This is a genomic window from Terriglobia bacterium (assembly GCA_020072845.1).
Taxonomy (GTDB): domain Bacteria; phylum Acidobacteriota; class Terriglobia; order Terriglobales; family Acidobacteriaceae; genus JAIQGF01.
This window is the reverse complement of record JAIQGF010000002.1, coordinates 80,816-99,668: the sequence shown is the minus strand read 5'-3', so window position 1 is coordinate 99,668 and position 18,853 is coordinate 80,816. Positions and strand designations below refer to the sequence as shown.

The following is an 18,853-nucleotide window of genomic DNA, read 5'->3' as shown; positions in this document are numbered from 1 at the left end:
TCTCTTCTGATATCCTCACGTTTCCCGCGCGAGTTGCAAAACTTCACATGAGCGATTCCGATTCCACAACCGAGCTGACGGCCGCGCAACCGGCGAAACCGCAGCCTTCGCGCTTCTACCGCTGGGCGGTGCTGGCCATCATCAGCCTGGCGATGTTCGGCAACTACTACGTTTACGACTGCATCGCTCCCATCGCCGATCTGCTGGCCAAGCAACTGCACTTCTCCGATTCCAACATCGGCCTGCTGCAGGCCATCTACAGCATTCCCAACGTGTTCATGGTGCTGGTGGGCGGAATCCTGGTCGACCGCCTCGGCCTGCGCAAGTCCACGCTCATCTTCGGCGCGTTGTGCACGCTGGGGGCGGCGGTCACGGTCATGTCGCCGCAATTGCAGGTCATGGCCGCAGGCCGGCTGATTTTTGGGTTGGGCGCGGAATCGCTGATCGTGGCGGTGACCACCGCGGTCGCCAAGTGGTTTCGCGGCAAAGAGCTGAGCTTCGCCTTCGGCATCAACCTGATGATCGCGCGCTTCGGCTCGTGGCTGGCGCAGAATTCGCCCACCTGGGCCAAGGGCGCGTACGTGAGCTGGCGCTCGCCGCTGCTGATCGCGGTCGGCTTCGGAGCGCTGTGCATCATCGCGCCCATCGTTTACTGGGTGATGGAAGTCTATGCCGAGAAGCACTATTCGTTAGGACAGGCGGGCGAGCCCGACAAGGTAGACCTGAAAGAATTTTCCAGAGACTGGAAGCTGCGCGATCCGGTGTGGATCGTGCTCGCCATCGCGCTGATCGCCGTCGCGCTCTATCCCGGGCACGACTGGACTTACTTTTTCTGGGCAGTGGTGAGCGTGGTCGGCGTCCGGCTCTTGATCACCAGCCGCCGGATGTTCGGCATCTCCTATCTGTATATCGTGCTTCTCTGCATCACTTTTTATTCCGCGATTTTTCCCTTCGAGACCTTCGCGATCAAATTTTTCATTGAAGCGCACGGCACCTCGCGCGAACTCGGCGGATTCCTGGTCAGCATCCTGACGCTGTTCACCATGTTCGGCACGCCGGCATTCGGGCTGGTGGCCGACAAGATCGGACGGCGCACGCTGCTGATGATGGCGGGCTCGTTCCTGCTGATTCCCGTGTACCTGATCATGGCCTACACCCACGTCTCGCTCTACGTGCCCATGGCGATGATGGGCGTGGCGTTCTCGCTTGTCCCGGCGATCCTGTGGCCGTCGGTGGCCTACATCGTGCCGCAGGCGAAGCTCGGCACTGCGTACGGCTTGATGACCATGATCCAGAACATCGGGCTGGCGGGTTTTAATCTTTTGATCGGCTGGGCCAACGACCACGCGGGTGCGAGCGCCCAGCATCCTCACGGCTACGCCTTGGGCATGTGGATCTTCTCCGCCCTGGGCGTCTTCGCCGTCTTCTTCTCCTGGCTGCTGCGGCGCAACGAGATGGGCCCCAACTCGCACGGGCTGGAGACGATTACCGCGAAAAGCTCGTAATCATGTCGCTGTACGACTCGGCAACCAGGTCGCTTTCCCGGATGGCGAACTGCTTGACGTAGTCCCTGCATTGTCCGAGTAGCATTCCGCGATCGGAGTGCTCATCGCCCGCCGCTTCGATCTCGACAAAACTTCCCAGTCCCTGCACCGTGTCGATATGAAATTTGACATTCGCGACGTAGTAGATCTCGCGCTGCTTGTCCACCACCGCCATCACGCCCAAGACCTTTGTCAAAATTTCCTTCAGCCCCGAATTCGCTGAGATTGCGTGCAGCAGCACGTCACTCTGCTTGGGCCCGCTCTCATTCTGCCGGTCATAGTAGATGAGCGCGTTTTCGATGTTGCCTTCGCGGAGCTTGAGCCGGCCTGCCGGCACGCGAAAATACGTGTCCACCTGGTGATCGGTGCCGGCAAACCGCGCCGGGTGCGACCGCAATACGTTCCGCACCCGTTCCGGATCGCCACAGCGAGCCTTGATTTCGACATTGATGATGTGCACGAAAATCGCTTCGATCCAATGCCGCACCGCTGAGAAACTTCCGTCGGTTCATGGGCGGTCAGCATACCAACATTTTTCAGGCAACCAAAGTCGCCGTCCTGCTCTCTCTACTTCAGCCGTTTCGCGGCGGCCGCTCAGCGAACGGCACGAGGGGCCGAAGACATTCACCAACCGGCAGCCGAGTGCACTTTTAATCTGGAAGTGATACAACGAACAGCTACTTAGCCGCATCACAAATACGCGGCCTGACAACGGCATTGACACCGCAAAAGAAAACCATTGCGTCCGGGCTCTCCGAGGCAGAGGCGATCGACAGAGCCAGGCAGGGCGACGCGGAAGCGTTTGAAGGGCTGTACGGCCTGCACAAGCGGCGTGTCTATTCGCTGTGCTTGCGCATGACCGGGAATACGGCCGAGGCCGAGGACTTGACCCAGGAGGCATTCCTGCAGCTGTACCGCAAGATCGCCACCTTCCGCGGTGAAAGCGCCTTTTCCACCTGGCTGCACCGGCTGGCGGTCAACGTGGTGCTGATGCGCCTGCGCAAGAAGGGCTTGCCGGAGGTCTCGCTCGAGGAGACCTTGGAGCCGCAGCAGGAGGACGGGCCGAGGAGGGACATCGGGACACGGGACAACGTGCTGACGGGATCGATTGACCGTATCAACCTGGAACGGGCGATTGAACGTTTGCCGCCGGGGTATCGCATTATTTTCGTGCTGCATGATATTGAAGGCTACGAACACAACGAAATTGCCGGGATGTTGGGATGCTCGATCGGCAACAGCAAGTCACAGCTCCACAAGGCGCGCATGAAATTGCGCGACCTCCTCAAGACCAGCAGAGCCGAAAAGGCCGTCAAGCGCTGAGGAGGATCACTGGCAACAGGGGCAGGCGTACGGGGAGGGGATCAACATGACGTGCGCAGAATTTCAAAAGGTTCTGCCTTACATCATCGAAACCGGGGGCAAGGCGGAGGAGGAACGGCACCTGCGCGAATGCCCGATCTGTTCCGACCTGGTGCAGGACCTGAGGTACATTGTCGAGCAAGCCAAGCTGCTGGTGCCGATGGAGGATCCCTCGCCCCGGGTGTGGGAAGGAATCAAGGGATCGCTGGAGCGCGAGGGAATGATCAAGCCGGCCCGCGCGAGGGGGCGCCTTCTAGGACCCATCCCGTGGATGGCCGCATTAGGGGCGATGATTCTGGTTTCATTCGGAACATTTCTGGTGGAGCGCGCACGCCAGCAGCAACTCGGGGCGCAGTTGGAGGAGCCGCCGCCGGCGGTGGGCATGCAGAGCGTTTCCCTGAACACGATCGCGACCGAGCAGGACGATGAACAGTTGCTGCAACATGTGGCGGCAGCGCGTCCGGCGAGCAGCCGGGCCTACGAAAGTAATCTCAAGCAAGTGAACGCTTCCATTGCCGAGGCGAAGAAGACGCTGCAGCACGACCCGGACGATGGCGACGCGCGACAGTTGCTGCACCGGGCTTACCAGCAGAAGGCAATGATGTACGAGATGGCGACGCGTTCGCTGCCATGATCGGAAGGGAACGCCCGCGCTGAGTTGCGGGCGCAATGAGGATGCAGAACACCATACACACAGCGCTGGGTCTGGCAGCGGTGGTGGCGCTCGCGATCCCCGCGGCTGCCGCCGACAAAAAAGAATTTCGCTACAACGTGGCGCCCGGCGCGAGCGTCACCGTGATCAACGACTACGGGCCGGTGCGCGTGCGCGCCTCCCAGGCTCGACAGGTGGTGATGACCGCCACTCCAAGCTCCTCCAAGGTTGAGGTGGTCAGCGCGCAAAACGCCAACCGGGTGGAAGTGCGCACTCATTTTCTGCTGAAGGCCGGCGAAAGCGACGGCCGGGTGGAGTACGACATCCAGGTCCCCGCCGATGCCAACGTGATGGTCCGCACCACCACCGGCCCAGTGCAGGTCCAGGGCGTCAATGGCGATGTCTCGGTGGACGCCGACACCGGGAAGGTGGAGGTCCGCGACAGCAACGGGCACGTGCACGCACGCACCGTCAGCGGGCCGATCACGCTCGCCAACCTGAAAGACAGCTTCGTAGAGGCGACTTCCGTGGGCGGGCAGGTGATGTTGAGCAATGTTGCGGGCAAGAACGTCGCGGTGAACACGACGGGCGGTCCCATCGCCTTTGCGGGCGACTTTGCCGGCGGCGGGCAGTATTCCCTCAGCAGCCATTCCGGAACCATTGACGTGACGTTGCCGGCCAGCGCCTCGGTTGACGTGACCGCGCGCTCGGTGACGGGCAGCGTGGAAAACGATTTTCCGCTCAATCCGCCGGCGCATCCCACCATGGCGCTGGCGCAGGGAAAATCGCTGGCCGGCACTTCGCACTCCGGCGCGTCCGCGGTCCACCTGCGAACTTTCAGTGGTAGAATCCGCGTGAAAAAACAGTAATCGGCAATTAGCTGGTAGCTATCGTCTAGCGGGTGCGTGCGTATGGTCGGAGTGCGGGAACAACGGACGAAATCGAGATCGGGCGGACGCATTGTGCTCGTAGGATTCATGGGCGCGGGAAAAACGACTGTCGGGAAGTTGCTCGCAAAAAAACTGCACTGCATCTTTGTCGATCTGGACGATGAAATTGTCGACGCCGACGGGCGCACAATTCCTGAAATCTTCGAGGAATCCGGCGAAGTTGGCTTCCGCGAGCTCGAACGTTCGACCTTGCATTCATTGATAACGTCGCTCGACGGTCCGGAACCCGAGCGCGTGCTGTCCTGGCGTGGAAAGGCCGGAGCCGTCCTTGCCATCGGCGGAGGTGCGTTCGTTCAACCTGACAACGCCGCGATATTGCGCCAATATGGCTGGACCTCTGTCTTTCTCGACGCGCCCGTGGAAGAACTTTATCGGCGTTGCAGCCCAACGGACGGCCGCCCTCTGGCCTGCGACGAGAACCTATTTCGCCAATTGTACGAAGCGCGGCGCAGCGCTTACATGGCAGCAGAGATGCGTGTCGATACCGGCGGAAAAACCCCGGAGCAGGTTGTGGAAGAGGTTCTAGGTTTTACGCGCTAGGCATTGAGCGGGGGAGCGGATGAGGTTGGCACGAAGGTTGGCACGAAGGTTGGCGCTGCTGTTCATCATGGCGGTCGCTGTGCCTGGTTTTGCGGCGGACAAGAAGCCAGCCGCGCCGGTGGGAAAAATGGTGGACTCGGGTTCGTTCGGCGTGTTTGTCAGCGGCAAGCGCGTCGCCACCGAAACCTTCCAGATTGAGCAGATGCCGGACTCGAGCGTCGTCAAATCGGAGTTCAAGACGGTTGGCGACGCCAGCCATGCGGTACAGACCGCGGAGTTGGTGATCGCCGCCAATGGCGACCTGCGGCGCTACACCTGGAACGAGTCGAGCCCGGGGAAGGCGTCGTCGGTGGTCGAGCCGCAGGACCAGTTCCTGATTCAGCACATCAACACCGGGCCGTCGGACAAGCCGGTCGACCAGCCCTACATCCTGCCGCCGTCCACCGTGATCCTGGACGATTACTTCTTCTCGCAACGCGAAGTGCTGGCGTGGCGTTACCTGGCGGGAAACTGCCGGCCCGATCCGGGCACCGGCGGCTGCAAGCTGCCGCGCGCACAATTCGGCGCGCTGGTCCCGCGGCAGCGCACCTCCATGCTGGTGCACATCGAGTACGTCGGGCGCGAGACGGTCAACGTCCATGGGCAGAAGCGCGAACTCAGCCGCTTCAACCTGCAGAGCGACGGCCTGGATTGGGGCTTGTGGTTGGACGAGGAGTACAAGCTGATCCGCGTGTACATCGCAGCCGATGCGATTGAAGTCGTCAGGGACTAGGCTGCAGCCTTTTGGCCTTGGGCTTTAGGCTTCCGGCTTCAACCTTCAGGCATTGTGCCGTCAGCCGGCCGCGGCGACGGTATCCACCTTGACATTGCGCAGGAACTCGGCGGCGGCCTCCGGCAGCACGGTGTTGATGAACATGCCGGAGCCGAGCTCGAATCCGGCAATCCGCGTCAGGCGGGGAATGACGCTGATGTACCAGTGATAGTAGATGACGCCGGCATTCTCGTGGGGTGCGGTGCGGATGGCGTAATTGAAATCGGGGTTTTGCAGTCCCACGTACAATTTCGCGAGTAGGGACTTCAGCACGGCTGCCAGATCAATGATTTCGGCGGGATTGATGTCGCCGAAACTGGCCATGTGCCGCCGCGGGTAGATGTAGGTGGCAAACGGCGAGTTCGAGGCGAATGGCTCGACCGCGACAAACAATTCGCTGGCCACAACGACGCGCGCCGGCTCTTCCAGGTCCTCCTTCAGAGCTTCACAGAAAATACATTCGCCGAACTCGTCGTAGTGGCGCAGCGCTTCATAGACGCGGCTGCGCACCTGCGAGGAGATGACCGGAGTGCCGATGAGCTGCGCGTGCGGATGCTCCAGGCTGGTGCCGGCGGCAACGCCGTGGTTCTTGAAAATGGTGATGTGGGCAATGCGCGGGTCGGCGCTGACCTCGGTGAAGCGCTGCCGGTAGCAGCGCAGGACTTCCGCGACCTGCTCCACCGGCAAAAGCGCCGTGGTGAGAGCGTGGTCGGGAGTTTCGACGATCACGTCGTGAATGCCGATGCCGTTGAGGCTGCGGCGGGAGCGCTCGATGGTGCGCGTCAGCGGGCCTTCGCGGGAGAGGGCGGCAAACTTGTTGGGGACGACGCGCACTTGCCAGTTTTCATTCGACGGAAACGCCATCACCGCGGGCGGCGCCAGGCGCTCGTTGCCGGGACAGAACGGGCACGTTTCCGAGTAGTGGGGCAGCGGCGGCCGGGGTTCGCGCTGCACACGGAGTTCCTCCGGACGCTTGGCGCGCTCCGTCGCCATGATGACCCACTCCTTGGTGAAGCGGTTCTGGCGTAGCTCGGGCATGTCGTCCTCCTGCCGCGGAACAGCGGAGCATACCACCGCGCGGCGGGAAACGAGCCGCAAGTGCAATTCGTGTAAAATCCGGAATATCCGTTCCGGAAGTTGAGCGCTGGTGTGGGCCGTCCCCGGCCCGCGATGACCGGAAGAGGGCTGCGAACCATGCCATCGAAAATCCCGGTTGGAATTCTGGGCGCGACGGGAGTGGTCGGACAGCGGTTTCTGCAACTGCTGGAGCACCACCCCTGGTTCGAGCCGGCGTGGCTGGCGGCGTCGGACCGGTCCTCGGGACTGCCCTACGAAGAAGCCGTGCGCTGGCGGCTGCGTACACCGATTCCGGCGCGCGTGGCGAAGATGCAGGTCTCGCCGGCGGTGCCCGAAGGAGCGCCGCGCGTGATTTTTGCCGCGCTGGACGCCGACATCGCGCGCGACTTGGAGCCGCGCTTTGCCGCCAACGGCTGCGCGGTGATTACCAATTCCAGCGCGTTGCGCATGCAGGAAGACGTCCCGCTGGTGGTGCCGGAAGTCAACGCGGAGCACGTCAAGCTGGTGCACGCGCAGCGCTGGCGGCAGGACAGCGGTGGCTTTGTCGTGACCAACCCGAATTGCTCCGCCATCGGCCTGGTGATGGCGCTGGCGCCGCTGGAACAGCGCTTTGGCCTGGAGAAGGTGATGGTCGTCACCATGCAGGCGGTCAGCGGCGCAGGCTATCCCGGCGTGGCCTCGCTCGATATTCTCGGCAACGTCATCCCCTACATCGCCAAGGAAGAAGAAAAGATGGTGGAGGAGACGCGCAAACTGCTGGGGCGCGCCCAGGCCACGCGCATCCTTCCCGCCGAGTTCGCCATGAGCGCGCAGTGCAACCGGGTGGCGGTGGAGGACGGGCATATCGAATCGGTGTCGGTGAAATTGAAAAAGGCGGCGCGGGCGGAACAGATGATCGAAGCGTGGCGCAGTTTCCGCGCCGTCCCGCAGGAATTGCGGCTGCCGAACGCGCCCGAGCAGCCGGTGATTTACGACCCCGCGCCCGACCATCCCCAGCCCCGCTTCGACGTGGACCGAGGCGCGGGCATGTCGGTGAGCGTCGGACGCCTGCGCCCCTGCGGCGTGCTCGACTGGAAGTTCACCGTGCTGTCGCACAATACGATCCGCGGCGCGGCTGGCGCGGCCCTGCTCAATGCCGAACTGCTGAAGGCGCAGGGATACCTCGGAAATTAGCTGCCAAGGGCTTTTCACCACAGAGGACACAGAGAACGCTGAGGAAATTGGAGTGAAGCAGTTCGACAAAGGACGCCAACGCATGCAATGGAATCATGCTGCCGTTCCTTTGTGTCCTCTGTGTCCTCTGTGGCTAACCCGCGGGGGCCGCCGATGATCGTGATGAAATTCGGCGGCACCTCGGTGGAGGACGCGGCCGCGATCGATCGCGCGGCGCAGATCGTCTGCCACCGCCTGACCCGCGACCCGGTGGTGGTGGTCAGCGCCATGGCGAAGGTCACCGACCAGTTGGTGGCCATGGGGCGGGCGGCGGGATCGGGCGACCGCGATAGCGCCTTGCAGCTTTCGCGCGCGGTGCGCGAGCGCCACTACAACGCGGCCTCGGAGTTGCTGGGAACCGCGGTCTTTGGAGAACTCCACGGCGAACTCGAGGCCGACTTCGATGCCCTCGACGAGCTGCTGCGCGGCATTGCTGCCGTCGGCGAACTCACGCCGCGCACCACTGACAACGTTCTCTCCTTCGGCGAGCGGCTCTCCAGCAAGCTGGTGACGGCGGCGTTTCGCGCGCGCGGGCTCAGCGCGGTGCTAGTGGACTCGCGCGAGTGCATCGTCACCGACACCAACTACACCCGGGCCGCTCCCCACATGGACGACACGCACGACAACCTGCGCGCCCGGCTGCGTCCGCTGCTGGAAAAGAAACGCGTGCCCGTGATGGGCGGGTTCATCGCCGCCACGCGCGAGGGAGTGACGACGACCATCGGCCGCGGCGGGTCGGATTTTTCCGCGGCGATTGTGGGCGCGGCGCTGGATGCCGAGCGCATCGAAATCTGGACCGATGTGGACGGCATGATGACCACCGACCCGAACCTCTGTCCGGAGGCGCTGCGCATCAAGTCCATCGGCTTTGAAGAGGCGGCGGAGCTGGCGTACTTCGGCGCCAAAGTACTGCATCCGGCCACGCTGCTGCCGGCCATCCAGAAGAACATCCCGGTGCTGGTGTTGAATTCGCGCAACCCGCAAAACGAAGGCACCACCATCACGGCGCGCGCGCCGCATTGCCGCAACGCGTTCAAGGCGATCGCCGCCAAGAAACGGATCACCATCGTGGACGTGGTGGCTGCGCGCATGCTGGGCGCGCACGGATTTCTCAAATCCATCTTCGACGTCTTTGACCGTCACCGCTGCGCCGTGGACGTGGTGGCGACCTCGGAAGTCAGCGTCTCTCTCACGGTGGATTCCAACGAGGCGATTCCGGCGATTGCGGCCGATCTGGAGACGCTGGCGGACGTGAAATATTCCGGGCGCAACGCCATCGTCTGCCTGGTGGGCGAGGCCATTCGCGAGACCGCGGGAGTGGCGGCCAAGGTTTTCAGCGCGCTGGGCGACATCAACGTGCGCATGATTTCGCAGGGCGCGTCGGAGATCAACATCACCTTCGTGATCGACGAAAGCGACGTGCCCGAGGCGGTGCGGCGCCTGCACGGCGTTTTCTTCGCCGACCCGGACCCGGAAGTTTTCGCGCGCGATTAAGAACACGCGTGGCACACGCGCCCTCGCGTGTGCAAACCGCAATGCGATAGTCGCACAGGACGCACACATGAACTTGCTTGTACTAGGACGCGGAAAGACCGGCTCTCTCGTCGCGGAAGTGGCGCGGGAGCGCAAGCACACCGTGCTGGCCTTCGGCAGCATGGAGAATTCCAACGCGCGCCGGCTGACTCCGGCGAACCTGGCCGACATTGACGTCGTGGTGGACTTCACCACGCCGCAAGCCGTGGTGCAGAACATCGCCGCCTGCATTGAGGCACGCGTCAACATGGTGGTTGGCACTACCGGGTGGTACGGCGAAATCCCCCACTTCAAGCTCCTGGTGGAGCACAGCGGCATCGCATTCGTGTATGCCGCAAATTTCTCCATCGGCGTCAACCTGTTTTTCGACATCGCGCAGGCCGCCTCACCGGCCTTGCGCTACGGCTACCAGGGCCGCATACTCGAGAAGCATCACGTGCACAAGAGGGACGCGCCCTCGGGAACCGCGGTGGCCATCCGCAACGTCATTCGTGACGCCGCACGCGCCGAGCTGCCCATCGAATCGGTACGCGAGGGCGAGGTAGTCGGCATGCACCAGGTGACGTTCGAATCGGCGGGCGACACCATCACCCTGGCGCACGATGCCAAGTCGCGCCGCGGTTTTGCCGAGGGTGCGGTGCGCGCCGCCGAGTGGCTGCCGGGCAAACACGGCTTCTACGATTTCAAGGACATTTTCCGCGAATTAGGCTGAGGAAGCTAGGCGCGCGCGAGCCTAACCGAAGGCAACGCAGGTTACTGAATGTTTTTAGGATGGAGCACGGTAAGACCCGGGATTTGTTTGAAGTCATCTTTCTCATCGAACGTCAAAATCTGGGTAATACCGTTGTTTTTCATGATCACGCTGTGAATTATGTCCCCGACTCCAGGGTGATACATGAGAATGCCTTGTTTCACGTGATAAAAAAATTCCGCAAAATCATAGTCTTTTTGTGGACTCACCTCGAGCAATCGAATCTTGATGTTTTGCAATCGCTTCTCGCTAACCAGCTGACTCTCGATTTGCGCGACCTCGCCGCGATCGATGTTCTTTCTTGAAACCAGAATGTTTACCATCTCGGTTATCGCCCACATGGACGTACAAAGCTGAACATCCTTGAGCTCGGCGAAGACGGCGAGGGCGCTCTCGACCATCTTCTTCTTGTTTTCTTCCGCCTTATCCACCGCGTAGTACGCTATTAAAATGTTGCTGTCTAGATAAATACTTTTCATTATTTCTTCTTGGCGCGGAAGCGAACAACTTGCTTTTTGGGGAACGTCTTGATCGCCTTGAAAGAGACTACCTCACCTGACTTGGTCTTGAACTTTACAGTCGCGGGCTTCTTCACGGTCTGCACAGCAACAAATCTGACGTTCCTCTTTGCCATACTTCTATCGTAGCACTGTTGCGTTGCCGGTTTTCAAGGACATTTTCCGCGAATTGCGCTAAAGTTCCCCGTTTACCGGCCCAACATTTAGACTGTGGCGAGCGTTTCACAGGAGCTGTTATGAAGCCTATTTACGGCTGCGGCACCGCGATCGTTACTCCTTTCCAATCCGACGGTTCCATTGACGAGCCCGCCCTGCGCGGCCTGGTCGAGTGGCAGGTCGAAAATGGGATCGACTTCCTCGTCCCCTGCGGCACCACCGGCGAAACGCCCACGCTCTCGCGCGAGGAGTGGCTGCGCGTGATTGAGGTGACCATTGCGGTGGCGCACGGGCGCGTGCCCATCGTCGCCGGCGCCACCTCCAACTGCACCAGCGACGCGGTGGAGAAAGCGAAAACCGTCGCCGCCTTGCCGGGCGTGGACGCGATCCTGACCGCGTCGCCCTACTACAACAAGCCGACGCAGGAGGGCCAGTACCAGCATTTTCACGCCATCGCCGAAGCGGTGGACAAGCCGCTGATCCTGTACAACGTGCCCGGGCGAACCGGCGCGAACCTCGAGCCTGCCACGCTGGCGCGCCTGGCGCAGATTCCGAACATCATCGGCGTGAAGGAAGCCAGCGGAAACATTTCGCAGATTGCCGAGGTGTGCAACGCCGTGCCGGAAGAATTCCTGGTCTTCTCGGGCGACGACGCGGTCACGCTGCCGGTGATTTCCCTGGGTGGCGTGGGCATCATTTCGGTGGCATCGAATGAGATCCCCCGCAAGATGTCGGAGATGACGCGCGCCGCCCTCGGCAACGACTGGAAGAAGGCGCGCGCGCTGCATCGCCGCTACCTGCCGCTGATGCAGGCCAACTTTATCGAGTCGAATCCCATCCCGGTGAAGGCGGTGCTGGCGATGATGGGCAAGATCGAGGAGAACTACCGGTTGCCGCTGACGCGCATGAAGCCGGAAAACCGCGCCAAGCTGGAGAAAATCGTGCAGCATCTCGACCTGCAGAAGATGGCCAGCGTGGCGTCGTAGGAGTCAGCGGTAGAGTTGGAGCGCGCTCGCTCGAGCGTGAAGATCGAAGCGCCCGGGAAATCCCGGGCGTTTTTTTGTGGCCGGTCAAGCGCTGCGAAGCAACATCCTGGGTAATCGCGCCAAAACACCCGATCACCGACGGCCGATAGCCGACAGCCTTCTTACTTCTGCCTTCTTACTTCTGACTTGGTTATACTGCCTCGCCATGGACTCCTTGCAATCCTCGATCGAGCGGCTGTTTTCCCTCGGCGCCGCCGTGGACAAGCAAGACGCCCGCCGCGTCTTTGGCGAGTTTCTGGCGGAGCTGAGCGCCGGACGAATCCGCGCCGCCGAGAAGCGCGACGGCGAGTGGCGGGTCAACGTCTGGGTGAAACAGGGCATCCTGCTGGGGTTCCGGCTGGGCGAGATCGCGGACATGAGCGGCGGCGGCGCCCTGTCGTTCGTGGACAAGGACACCTTTCCGGTGCGGCGGTTCACGCCTGCCGACCGGGTTCGCGTGGTGCCCGGCGGATCCTCGGTGCGCAGCGGCGCCTATGTCGCGCCGGGCGTGATCTGTATGCCGCCGATGTACATCAACGCCGGCGCCTACGTGGACGAAGGCTCGCTGGTGGATTCGCACGCGCTGGTGGGATCGTGCGCACAGGTCGGCAAGCGCGTCCACCTGAGCGCGGCGGCGCAGGTCGGCGGCGTGCTTGAGCCGGTGAATGCCGCGCCGGTGATCATCGAGGACGACGTGCTCGTGGGCGGCAATTGCGGCGTCTACGAAGGCACGCAGGTGCGGCGGCGCGCCGTGCTGGGCGCCGGCACAATCCTGACGCGCTCGACCCCGCTCTACGACGTGGTGCGCGGCGAGGTCTATCGCGCCTCCGGCGCTCAGCCGCTGGTGGTGCCGGAAAATGCCGTCGTCGTGCCGGGCTCGCGCTCGTTGAACCGCGGCAAGGCGATCGAGTGGGGCTTATCCGTTTACGCGCCGGTGATTATCAAGTACCGCGACGAGAAGACCGACGCCAGCGCGGCGCTGGAAGACGCACTGCGATAGCGCAGTTTTCAGTTTCGAGCTTCGAATGTGTCCTTGAGGAGTCTGTGTCGGAGCCTAAGGTGACGAACAAAGTCGTCCGAAACACGCGAATCCAGCCCGCGAAGCGGGCGGAATTCGTTAGCCCACCGCGGCAGCGGTGGGAAGGGGCAAACAAAACTCACGAGCGCCGGCGGCGCGGCACTACTACGGTGGCTTAGACTCATCCATGAAGGCCCGCTCTCTTATTACCGCACTCGCGCTGTTCTTCCTTGCCGCCGTACTTTTTCTCGGCGAGCGCTATGGCGTCTTCCGCGCGCCTGCCAACGCCGCCGCCCTGGTGCGCTGGGCCGCCATTCTCGCGCTGTTCGTCTATGCCATCGCCAAGCGCTCCCTCACCACCTGGATCCTGGTCAGCATGGTGGTGGGCGCCGAAATCGGGCATGACTTCCCTCTCTTCGCAGTGAATCTGAGGATCCTAAGCCTGATTTTCCTGCGCATGATCAAGACCATCATCGCGCCCCTGCTGTTCGCCACGCTGGTGGTGGGCATTGCCGGACATCACGACCTCAAGCAGGTGGGGCGCATGGGGATCAAGGCGCTCATCTATTTCGAAGTCGTGACCACGATTGCTCTCTTCATCGGGCTGGGCGCGATCAACCTGAGCAAGGCCGGCGTGGGCGTGAACGCGCCGCCCGCGCTGCACGCCGAACTACCGCCGGCGGCAAAGCAGTCCGCCACCGACATCATCCTGCACGCCTTTCCGGAGAACATCGCAAAATCCATCGCCGAAGGCCAGGTCCTGCAGATCGTGGTTTTCAGCATCATCTTCGGCATCGCCCTGGCGCTGCTCAACGAGCAGAAGCGGCGCCCGATGCTGACCTTCTGCGAGAGCCTGTCGGAGACGATGTTCAAGTTCACCAACATCGTCATGCTGTTTGCGCCCATCGGCGTGGGGGCGGCGATCGCCAACACCGTCGGCCACATGGGGCTGGGCATCCTGGTGAACCTGTTCAAGCTGCTGGCTACGTTGTATGTGGCGCTGATTATCTTCCTCGTCGGCGTCCTCCTGCCGGTAGCGCTGCTGGCGCGCGTGCCGCTGCGGCGGTTCATCAAAGCGATTGCCGAGCCGGCTTCGATCGCCTTCGCGACCACGTCATCGGAGGCGGCGCTGCCGCGCGCCATGGAAGCCATGGAGGCCATCGGCGTCCCGCGGCAGATCGTCGCCTTCGTCATTCCCACCGGCTACAGCTTCAACCTCGACGGCAGCACGCTCTATCTCTCGCTCGCTTCGGTGTTCGTGGCGCAGGCGGCGGGAATCCACCTCACCTTCGTGCAGCAACTGGTGATGGTGTTCACGCTGATGCTAACCAGCAAAGGAGTCGCCGGTGTGCCACGGGCGTCGCTGGTGATCCTGCTGGGCACGGCGGCCTCGTTTCACCTGCCGGAATGGCCTATTTTTGTGATCCTCGGCATTGACGAGCTGATGGACATGGCGCGCACCTCGGTGAACGTGATCGGCAACTGCCTGGCGACGGTGGTCATCGCGCGCTGGGAGGGCGAATTCGGCAAAGAGCAGCCGTCGGAAACAGTGCAGGCGGCATTGGCGCAATAGTGCAGGCTTCAGGCTTCAGGCTTCGGCTTATTTCGCTTCAGGCTTGGCGAGTTCGATGGAGTGCACGTGCGAGATCCACCCGGTTTCCGGGTTCATCTCGGCGGCGATGCGGTAGCTTTCGCGGCGCGCGACGTAGCCCTGCTTCTCCAGTTCCATGACGCGGGCATGAAACTGGTCGGCATCCCACTCGCGCACGATGACGAGATTGTCCACGCCGCGATTATAGACCGCGGGGCCGCCAGCCGCGCCCTTCATGCTCAATGGGCGTAGCAGAAGTCTCCGGAACCGGCGCAGCCAAAATCATCGCCGAAGCGCGCCGCCACCGTGCCAGCCAGCGCCTTGAGCTCCTTGCGGTAGCGGCGCTGATAGCAGCAATGGCAGTCGTAGACGTAGGGCGAAGCGCAGTTCGCTTCGCCGCGCGGGCAGCCGTAGGATTGGCCACAGGTCGGGCAGGAATGCTCTTGCACGCGAATTACTCCTTGCGATCGCGTCAGCCTCACGCACACCTCCCACTGACGGGCAGATGTGGGGCTGCCAGAATTTCAGTTTGTGCCGGCCTCGGTGGCAATCGCCCGCGGGAACAGGATGTTGTTCTCCAGGTGGATGTGCTGGTGCAGGTCGGCTTCGAATTCCTGCAACGCGCTGTAAAGCGTGCGATAGCTGATGCAGGCATCTTCCGGCGCGGTGAAGCCGTTGCTGGCTTCGCGAATCGAGCGCAACGCGCCGCCGGCGGAGTCGTGTTCCATCATCATCATCTGCACCGGGTTTTTCACCGTGCCGAATGCCGGCCGCCGCGCCGGTTGCCGCGAAGCTACAGTTTTCTCCATCGCGATGATGTACGGGAACAGGATGTTCTCCTCCTTCATCAGGTGCATCGAGAGTTCCTGTCCCAGGCCGGCGAAGGTCTCGCGGATGACGTTCAGCTCAGGATGGTTCTGTCCGTGCACCGAGCAGACTTTGGCCAGGAGCTGTTCCAGGCGCGGCGTCTCTGACTTTACGTAAGCATGGTGCTGGGTGACGATGTGCCCGATCAGCTCCGCCATCGAACCCTTCTGCCAGTCCGCCGTAAGCGAGGTGTTCTCCGCTGGCGATGCCAGCGCGGCCAGCACATCGTCGACGCCCAGGTTGCGCGCGGCGCAGGCCTCTTCCAGCGACTTGCCGCCGCCACAGCAGTAATCAATTCCGAGTTTCTCGAAAACGCGCGTGGCCTGCGGGAATTCAATGGCCAGTTCGCGCACCGTCTTTGCCGTTTCAACGTTCATGCTCTTCTCCGATCCTGTGTGATCTCGATCATGAGAATAGCGACACACAGCGCCGAGGACGATGACTTTTGTCACAGGGACGAAAAGTGAGAGTCTCCTGAATAGAAGCGTGACCTGTAGGGCGGATATCATGGAGCAATGCCAAGGCTATCTTTGGACGAATATGTGCGCCAGCGACAGATCGAGTTGGCCGTGGACCTGGAATTTAAGAAAGCTGTTTATCTAGATGTTAAGTTTTGGATTATCTTGCGTGACGTTGCGGTGGGACGGCGGGCTGGAAGCAATGAAATTCAGTTGCTCCATTCCCTGCGCGAGTGCGTATCAAAGGGGAAAGTGTTTTGCCCCGTGAGCGACAGCACTTTCGCAGAGCTTCTAAAGCAAAATGATCCAATCACGCGTAAGGCAACGGCTAACCTCATTGATGAGTTAAGCCTAGGTGTCACGATTATTCCGTTTGAAATGAGGGTTGGCACAGAATTGGCGCACTTCCTCTACGCAGCAGTGAGTAGTCCCAATGACCTGCACCCGCTTAAACACTTGGTGTGGTCAAAGCAGAGCTATGTATTGGGATATGTCCATCCAACCCTAACTGGGTTGGACGAGGAAGCGCAGGTCGCACTGCAAAAAGAGTTCTTCAACCACATGTGGACGATTCCCATGTCAGAAATAATGCATCGCATCGGCGATGCAACCCCACCAGACTTCTTCACAAGCTTTGGAAAACTCGCCGATGATTTGAATGTGCAGAACACCAAACACGCGAGTGAGGTTCGTAGTTTTGAGCAGGCTTATTTGGTTGAAATTCAGGGTGCTATCGACGTATTCGCGGGAACTGCTGTCGACATCATTCGAAAAATGTTCGAGAAGAGGAGCGGTTACCTGGTGGAACTGAGTACCACCGAGAGATCGGTTCACGAACGCGAAGTGAGAAATCTATTATTCGCAGCATTCAAGCAGAGCAGTACGAAGGATGCCTTACGGACGCTGCATATCCTGGCGTGCATACATGCATTTGTTCGATGGAACAAACCGCAACAACTCAAGGATAACGATTTCTTTGATTTTCGGCATGCCACTGCAGCCCTCGGGTATTGCGATGCATTTTTCACAGAGCGTTCAATGCGAGCGATGATCTCGGCAAATCATATGTCTCTTGATAGACAATATGGATGCTGCGTGGTAGCCGATGTCAACGATGCGATTGACTACCTGGCAAGAGTCGCAAATGAAAGCCCTTCTAGTGGCACTGCGAAAACGAGTTTGTGATACTAAACTCAGGGTTGTCGGCTAACCGGAAGCAATGTGCGCGGGTCCACAAACGGGTGGGACTCGCCCCGCACTACTCGACGGCTCCGAGCTGCTCCTGGAGCGCCGCCAGCTTCGGAATCGTCACCGTGCGGCCGTCCACCTTGATGAGCCCCTCCGCCTGCAGGCGGCTGAGGTTGCGCGACACCAGTTCGCGCACCGTGCCGATGTGCGCTGCCAGTTCCTGGTTGGTGGCCGGCAATGTGACCTGCACTCCCGTGCTCACGCCCCGAGCCTGCTCGCCCGCCAGGCGCACCAGCAGCGAGATCAGACGCGAGCGGACGGTGGTAAAAGACAGCTCTTCAATGATGCCGACCAGCCGGCGCAGGCGGTTGCCGACCACGCGCAGCACCTTCAGCGCGACCTTGGGATGGACCAGGCAGAGGGAATGGAAATCCTGTTTGCTGACGAACAGCAACTGCGCGTTTTCGACGGCCGCGGCGCTGGCAGGATACTTGCCGCCATCGAATACCGGCAGTTCGGCGATGGAGTTGCCAGCCTTCTCGATGGTGAGCACCTGTTCCCGGCCGCCGGTGGAGATCTTGAACAGGCGGACATTGCCGCTCTCGATCACAAACAGCCCCGGGCAGGCGTCGCCCTCGGCGAACACCAGCTCACCGGGAGCGTAGCGGCGCGGGACGGCGCGCTCGGCCAGGAACTTGAGCTCGGTTTCGGAAAGGTCGGCAAACAGCGGCACGTGCCGCAGGACTTCGGCTGCACTCGGATGCATGGTGGGCATTGCCGGGTATTCTACTCGCGTCTGCCGGGACTGCATGGTCGCCGATCGCGCTCCGGCAAACCCAACCCCGGACCGCGGTCGCGCGATTATTGGCCTTCCAATTCGTCCATTGTGTCCGGCGCCCCGTGGCGTCGCAGCAGCGACGGCAGGTTCTGCGAAAACGCGGAGCGCGGGATCACCATGTCGCAACCGGCTTCCATCGCCTTCACCTTGAGGTCGCCCTGCACATGCGAAAGGAACCCGATGATGGTGGTTCCCTTCTTCAGTTCCTTCTTGAGCCGCGGAATGGTGGCCAGCGGCTTGGCGCCCAGGTTGTTGAGGTCGAAGATGATCAGCGACGGCTTGCCGTTCCCGTTCTGCTCCATCCGCTCCAGGATGTCCTTCTCCGTCTTGACGAACTCAACCTTGACGTTGAGCTTGCGCGAGGTCTCCTGGATTTTCGCCAGGAAGAACAGGTCGTCAATAAAGGCGAAGATGCGCGTTGCGGCGTCCTCGTGCTGTTGCGGCAGCGGTTCCGGATCCGGCTGCAGGTACTGGGTGCCGGTGCCGCGCTGCGCATTGTTGCCTTGCAGCGCCGCGCGGTAGCTGTGGTCCATGGGATGGGTGAAAACCCCACCCGGATTGTTGTGCTGCTTTTGTTGGCCTTTGCCGCCCTGGTGTCCACCAGGACGCCCTCCGCCGGGCCCGCGACGGCCGCGACGGCGCCTTCCCTTCCCTCCGTGGCCGGAGGGATGCTTCGGTCCAAAAGTCATGACGCTCTCTTCAGTCCCGCGGGGGAGCGGGATCGTGGTTTACGCTGAGTTGAATCACTCCGTCGGAGACGCC

Annotated in this window: 21 protein-coding genes; 13 read left to right on the top strand and 8 right to left on the bottom strand. The window is 61.5% G+C overall.

Features of this window, described 5'->3' with window-relative positions; genetic code table 11:
• Nucleotides 1-47 precede the first annotated feature (47 nt).
• Nucleotides 48-1,505 carry an MFS transporter gene (locus tag LAN70_01825; GenBank protein MBZ5509885.1) on the top strand — a complete coding sequence of 486 codons (1,458 nt, stop codon included), beginning with the start codon at nt 48-50 and terminating at the stop codon, nt 1,503-1,505.
• On the opposite strand, the gene LAN70_01820 is transcribed toward LAN70_01825, so the two are convergent.
• Nucleotides 1,486-2,004, bottom strand: coding sequence for a class IV adenylate cyclase (locus LAN70_01820; GenBank protein MBZ5509884.1), 519 nt, complete (start codon nt 2,002-2,004; stop codon nt 1,486-1,488). The two genes, LAN70_01825 and LAN70_01820, sit on opposite strands and share 20 nt — an antisense overlap.
• A gap of 257 nt (nt 2,005-2,261) precedes the next feature.
• On the opposite strand from LAN70_01820, the gene LAN70_01815 reads away from it, so the two are divergent.
• The 5 genes from LAN70_01815 to LAN70_01795 all read left to right on the top strand — a co-directional run bounded on the left by LAN70_01815 (nt 2,262) and on the right by LAN70_01795 (nt 5,820).
• Nucleotides 2,262-2,867, top strand: coding sequence for a sigma-70 family RNA polymerase sigma factor (locus tag LAN70_01815; GenBank protein ID MBZ5509883.1), 606 nt, complete (start codon nt 2,262-2,264; stop codon nt 2,865-2,867).
• Nucleotides 2,868-2,913: 46 nt separating this feature from the next.
• Nucleotides 2,914-3,540, top strand: coding sequence for an anti-sigma factor (locus LAN70_01810; protein MBZ5509882.1), 627 nt, complete (start codon nt 2,914-2,916; stop codon nt 3,538-3,540).
• Nucleotides 3,541-3,581: 41 nt separating this feature from the next.
• The gene (locus LAN70_01805) at nt 3,582-4,427 is read left to right on the top strand and encodes a DUF4097 family beta strand repeat-containing protein (protein ID MBZ5509881.1); all 846 of its coding nucleotides are present in this window, start codon (nt 3,582-3,584) and stop codon (nt 4,425-4,427) included.
• Between the two features lie 108 nt (nt 4,428-4,535).
• A complete protein-coding gene (locus LAN70_01800; GenBank protein ID MBZ5509880.1) occupies nt 4,536-5,048 on the top strand; it encodes a shikimate kinase in 513 nt (170 codons plus the stop codon).
• 37 nt (nt 5,049-5,085) lie between these two features.
• Nucleotides 5,086-5,820 carry a hypothetical protein gene (locus LAN70_01795; GenBank protein ID MBZ5509879.1) on the top strand — a complete coding sequence of 245 codons (735 nt, stop codon included), beginning with the start codon at nt 5,086-5,088 and terminating at the stop codon, nt 5,818-5,820.
• A 60-nt stretch (nt 5,821-5,880) separates the two neighbouring features.
• Here LAN70_01795 and galT read toward each other — a convergent pair whose 3' ends face one another.
• Nucleotides 5,881-6,897 (bottom strand): galactose-1-phosphate uridylyltransferase, encoded by a 1,017-nt coding sequence (galT, locus tag LAN70_01790; protein ID MBZ5509878.1) that lies wholly within the window; start codon nt 6,895-6,897, stop codon nt 5,881-5,883.
• A gap of 156 nt (nt 6,898-7,053) precedes the next feature.
• On the opposite strand from galT, the gene asd reads away from it, so the two are divergent.
• From asd to dapB, 3 genes are all read left to right on the top strand, one after another.
• Entirely contained in the window at nt 7,054-8,109 is a 1,056-nt protein-coding gene (gene asd / locus LAN70_01785) for an aspartate-semialdehyde dehydrogenase (protein ID MBZ5509877.1), read from the top strand.
• Nucleotides 8,110-8,262: 153 nt separating this feature from the next.
• The gene (gene lysC / locus LAN70_01780) at nt 8,263-9,642 is read left to right on the top strand and encodes a lysine-sensitive aspartokinase 3 (GenBank protein MBZ5509876.1); all 1,380 of its coding nucleotides are present in this window, start codon (nt 8,263-8,265) and stop codon (nt 9,640-9,642) included.
• 67 nt (nt 9,643-9,709) lie between these two features.
• A complete protein-coding gene (gene dapB, locus LAN70_01775) occupies nt 9,710-10,393 on the top strand; it encodes a 4-hydroxy-tetrahydrodipicolinate reductase (GenBank protein MBZ5509875.1) in 684 nt (227 codons plus the stop codon).
• Between the two features lie 41 nt (nt 10,394-10,434).
• On the opposite strand, the gene LAN70_01770 is transcribed toward dapB, so the two are convergent.
• Complete coding sequence (locus LAN70_01770) at nt 10,435-10,911, bottom strand: type II toxin-antitoxin system VapC family toxin (GenBank protein MBZ5509874.1); 477 nt, start codon at nt 10,909-10,911, stop codon at nt 10,435-10,437.
• Between the two features lie 275 nt (nt 10,912-11,186).
• Between LAN70_01770 and dapA the strand changes: the two genes are divergently transcribed.
• The 3 genes from dapA to LAN70_01755 all read left to right on the top strand — a co-directional run bounded on the left by dapA (nt 11,187) and on the right by LAN70_01755 (nt 14,722).
• Nucleotides 11,187-12,092 carry a 4-hydroxy-tetrahydrodipicolinate synthase gene (gene dapA / locus LAN70_01765; protein ID MBZ5509873.1) on the top strand — a complete coding sequence of 302 codons (906 nt, stop codon included), beginning with the start codon at nt 11,187-11,189 and terminating at the stop codon, nt 12,090-12,092.
• 205 nt (nt 12,093-12,297) lie between these two features.
• Entirely contained in the window at nt 12,298-13,131 is an 834-nt protein-coding gene (locus LAN70_01760; protein ID MBZ5509872.1) for a 2,3,4,5-tetrahydropyridine-2,6-dicarboxylate N-succinyltransferase, read from the top strand.
• Between the two features lie 205 nt (nt 13,132-13,336).
• Nucleotides 13,337-14,722: a cation:dicarboxylase symporter family transporter gene (locus tag LAN70_01755; GenBank protein MBZ5509871.1), complete on the top strand. Its 1,386-nt coding sequence runs from the start codon at nt 13,337-13,339 to the stop codon at nt 14,720-14,722.
• Nucleotides 14,723-14,749: 27 nt separating this feature from the next.
• Here the strand turns inward: LAN70_01755 and LAN70_01750 are convergent, their stop codons facing one another.
• The 3 genes from LAN70_01750 to ric are packed head-to-tail and all read right to left on the bottom strand — an operon-like array spanning nt 14,750 to nt 15,984.
• Nucleotides 14,750-14,983, bottom strand: coding sequence for a hypothetical protein (locus tag LAN70_01750; protein MBZ5509870.1), 234 nt, complete (start codon nt 14,981-14,983; stop codon nt 14,750-14,752).
• A complete protein-coding gene (locus LAN70_01745; GenBank protein ID MBZ5509869.1) occupies nt 14,980-15,222 on the bottom strand; it encodes a hypothetical protein in 243 nt (80 codons plus the stop codon). Before LAN70_01745 ends, LAN70_01750 begins: the two co-directional genes overlap by 4 nt.
• A gap of 42 nt (nt 15,223-15,264) precedes the next feature.
• Nucleotides 15,265-15,984, bottom strand: coding sequence for an iron-sulfur cluster repair di-iron protein (gene ric, locus LAN70_01740; protein MBZ5509868.1), 720 nt, complete (start codon nt 15,982-15,984; stop codon nt 15,265-15,267).
• A 153-nt stretch (nt 15,985-16,137) separates the two neighbouring features.
• Here ric and LAN70_01735 point away from each other — a divergent pair, with 153 nt between their 5' ends.
• Complete coding sequence (locus LAN70_01735; GenBank protein MBZ5509867.1) at nt 16,138-17,250, top strand: hypothetical protein; 1,113 nt, start codon at nt 16,138-16,140, stop codon at nt 17,248-17,250.
• Between the two features lie 73 nt (nt 17,251-17,323).
• Here the strand turns inward: LAN70_01735 and LAN70_01730 are convergent, their stop codons facing one another.
• Nucleotides 17,324-18,028 (bottom strand): Crp/Fnr family transcriptional regulator, encoded by a 705-nt coding sequence (locus LAN70_01730; protein MBZ5509866.1) that lies wholly within the window; start codon nt 18,026-18,028, stop codon nt 17,324-17,326.
• An 86-nt stretch (nt 18,029-18,114) separates the two neighbouring features.
• Complete coding sequence (locus tag LAN70_01725; protein ID MBZ5509865.1) at nt 18,115-18,780, bottom strand: hypothetical protein; 666 nt, start codon at nt 18,778-18,780, stop codon at nt 18,115-18,117.
• Nucleotides 18,781-18,853 lie beyond the last annotated feature (73 nt).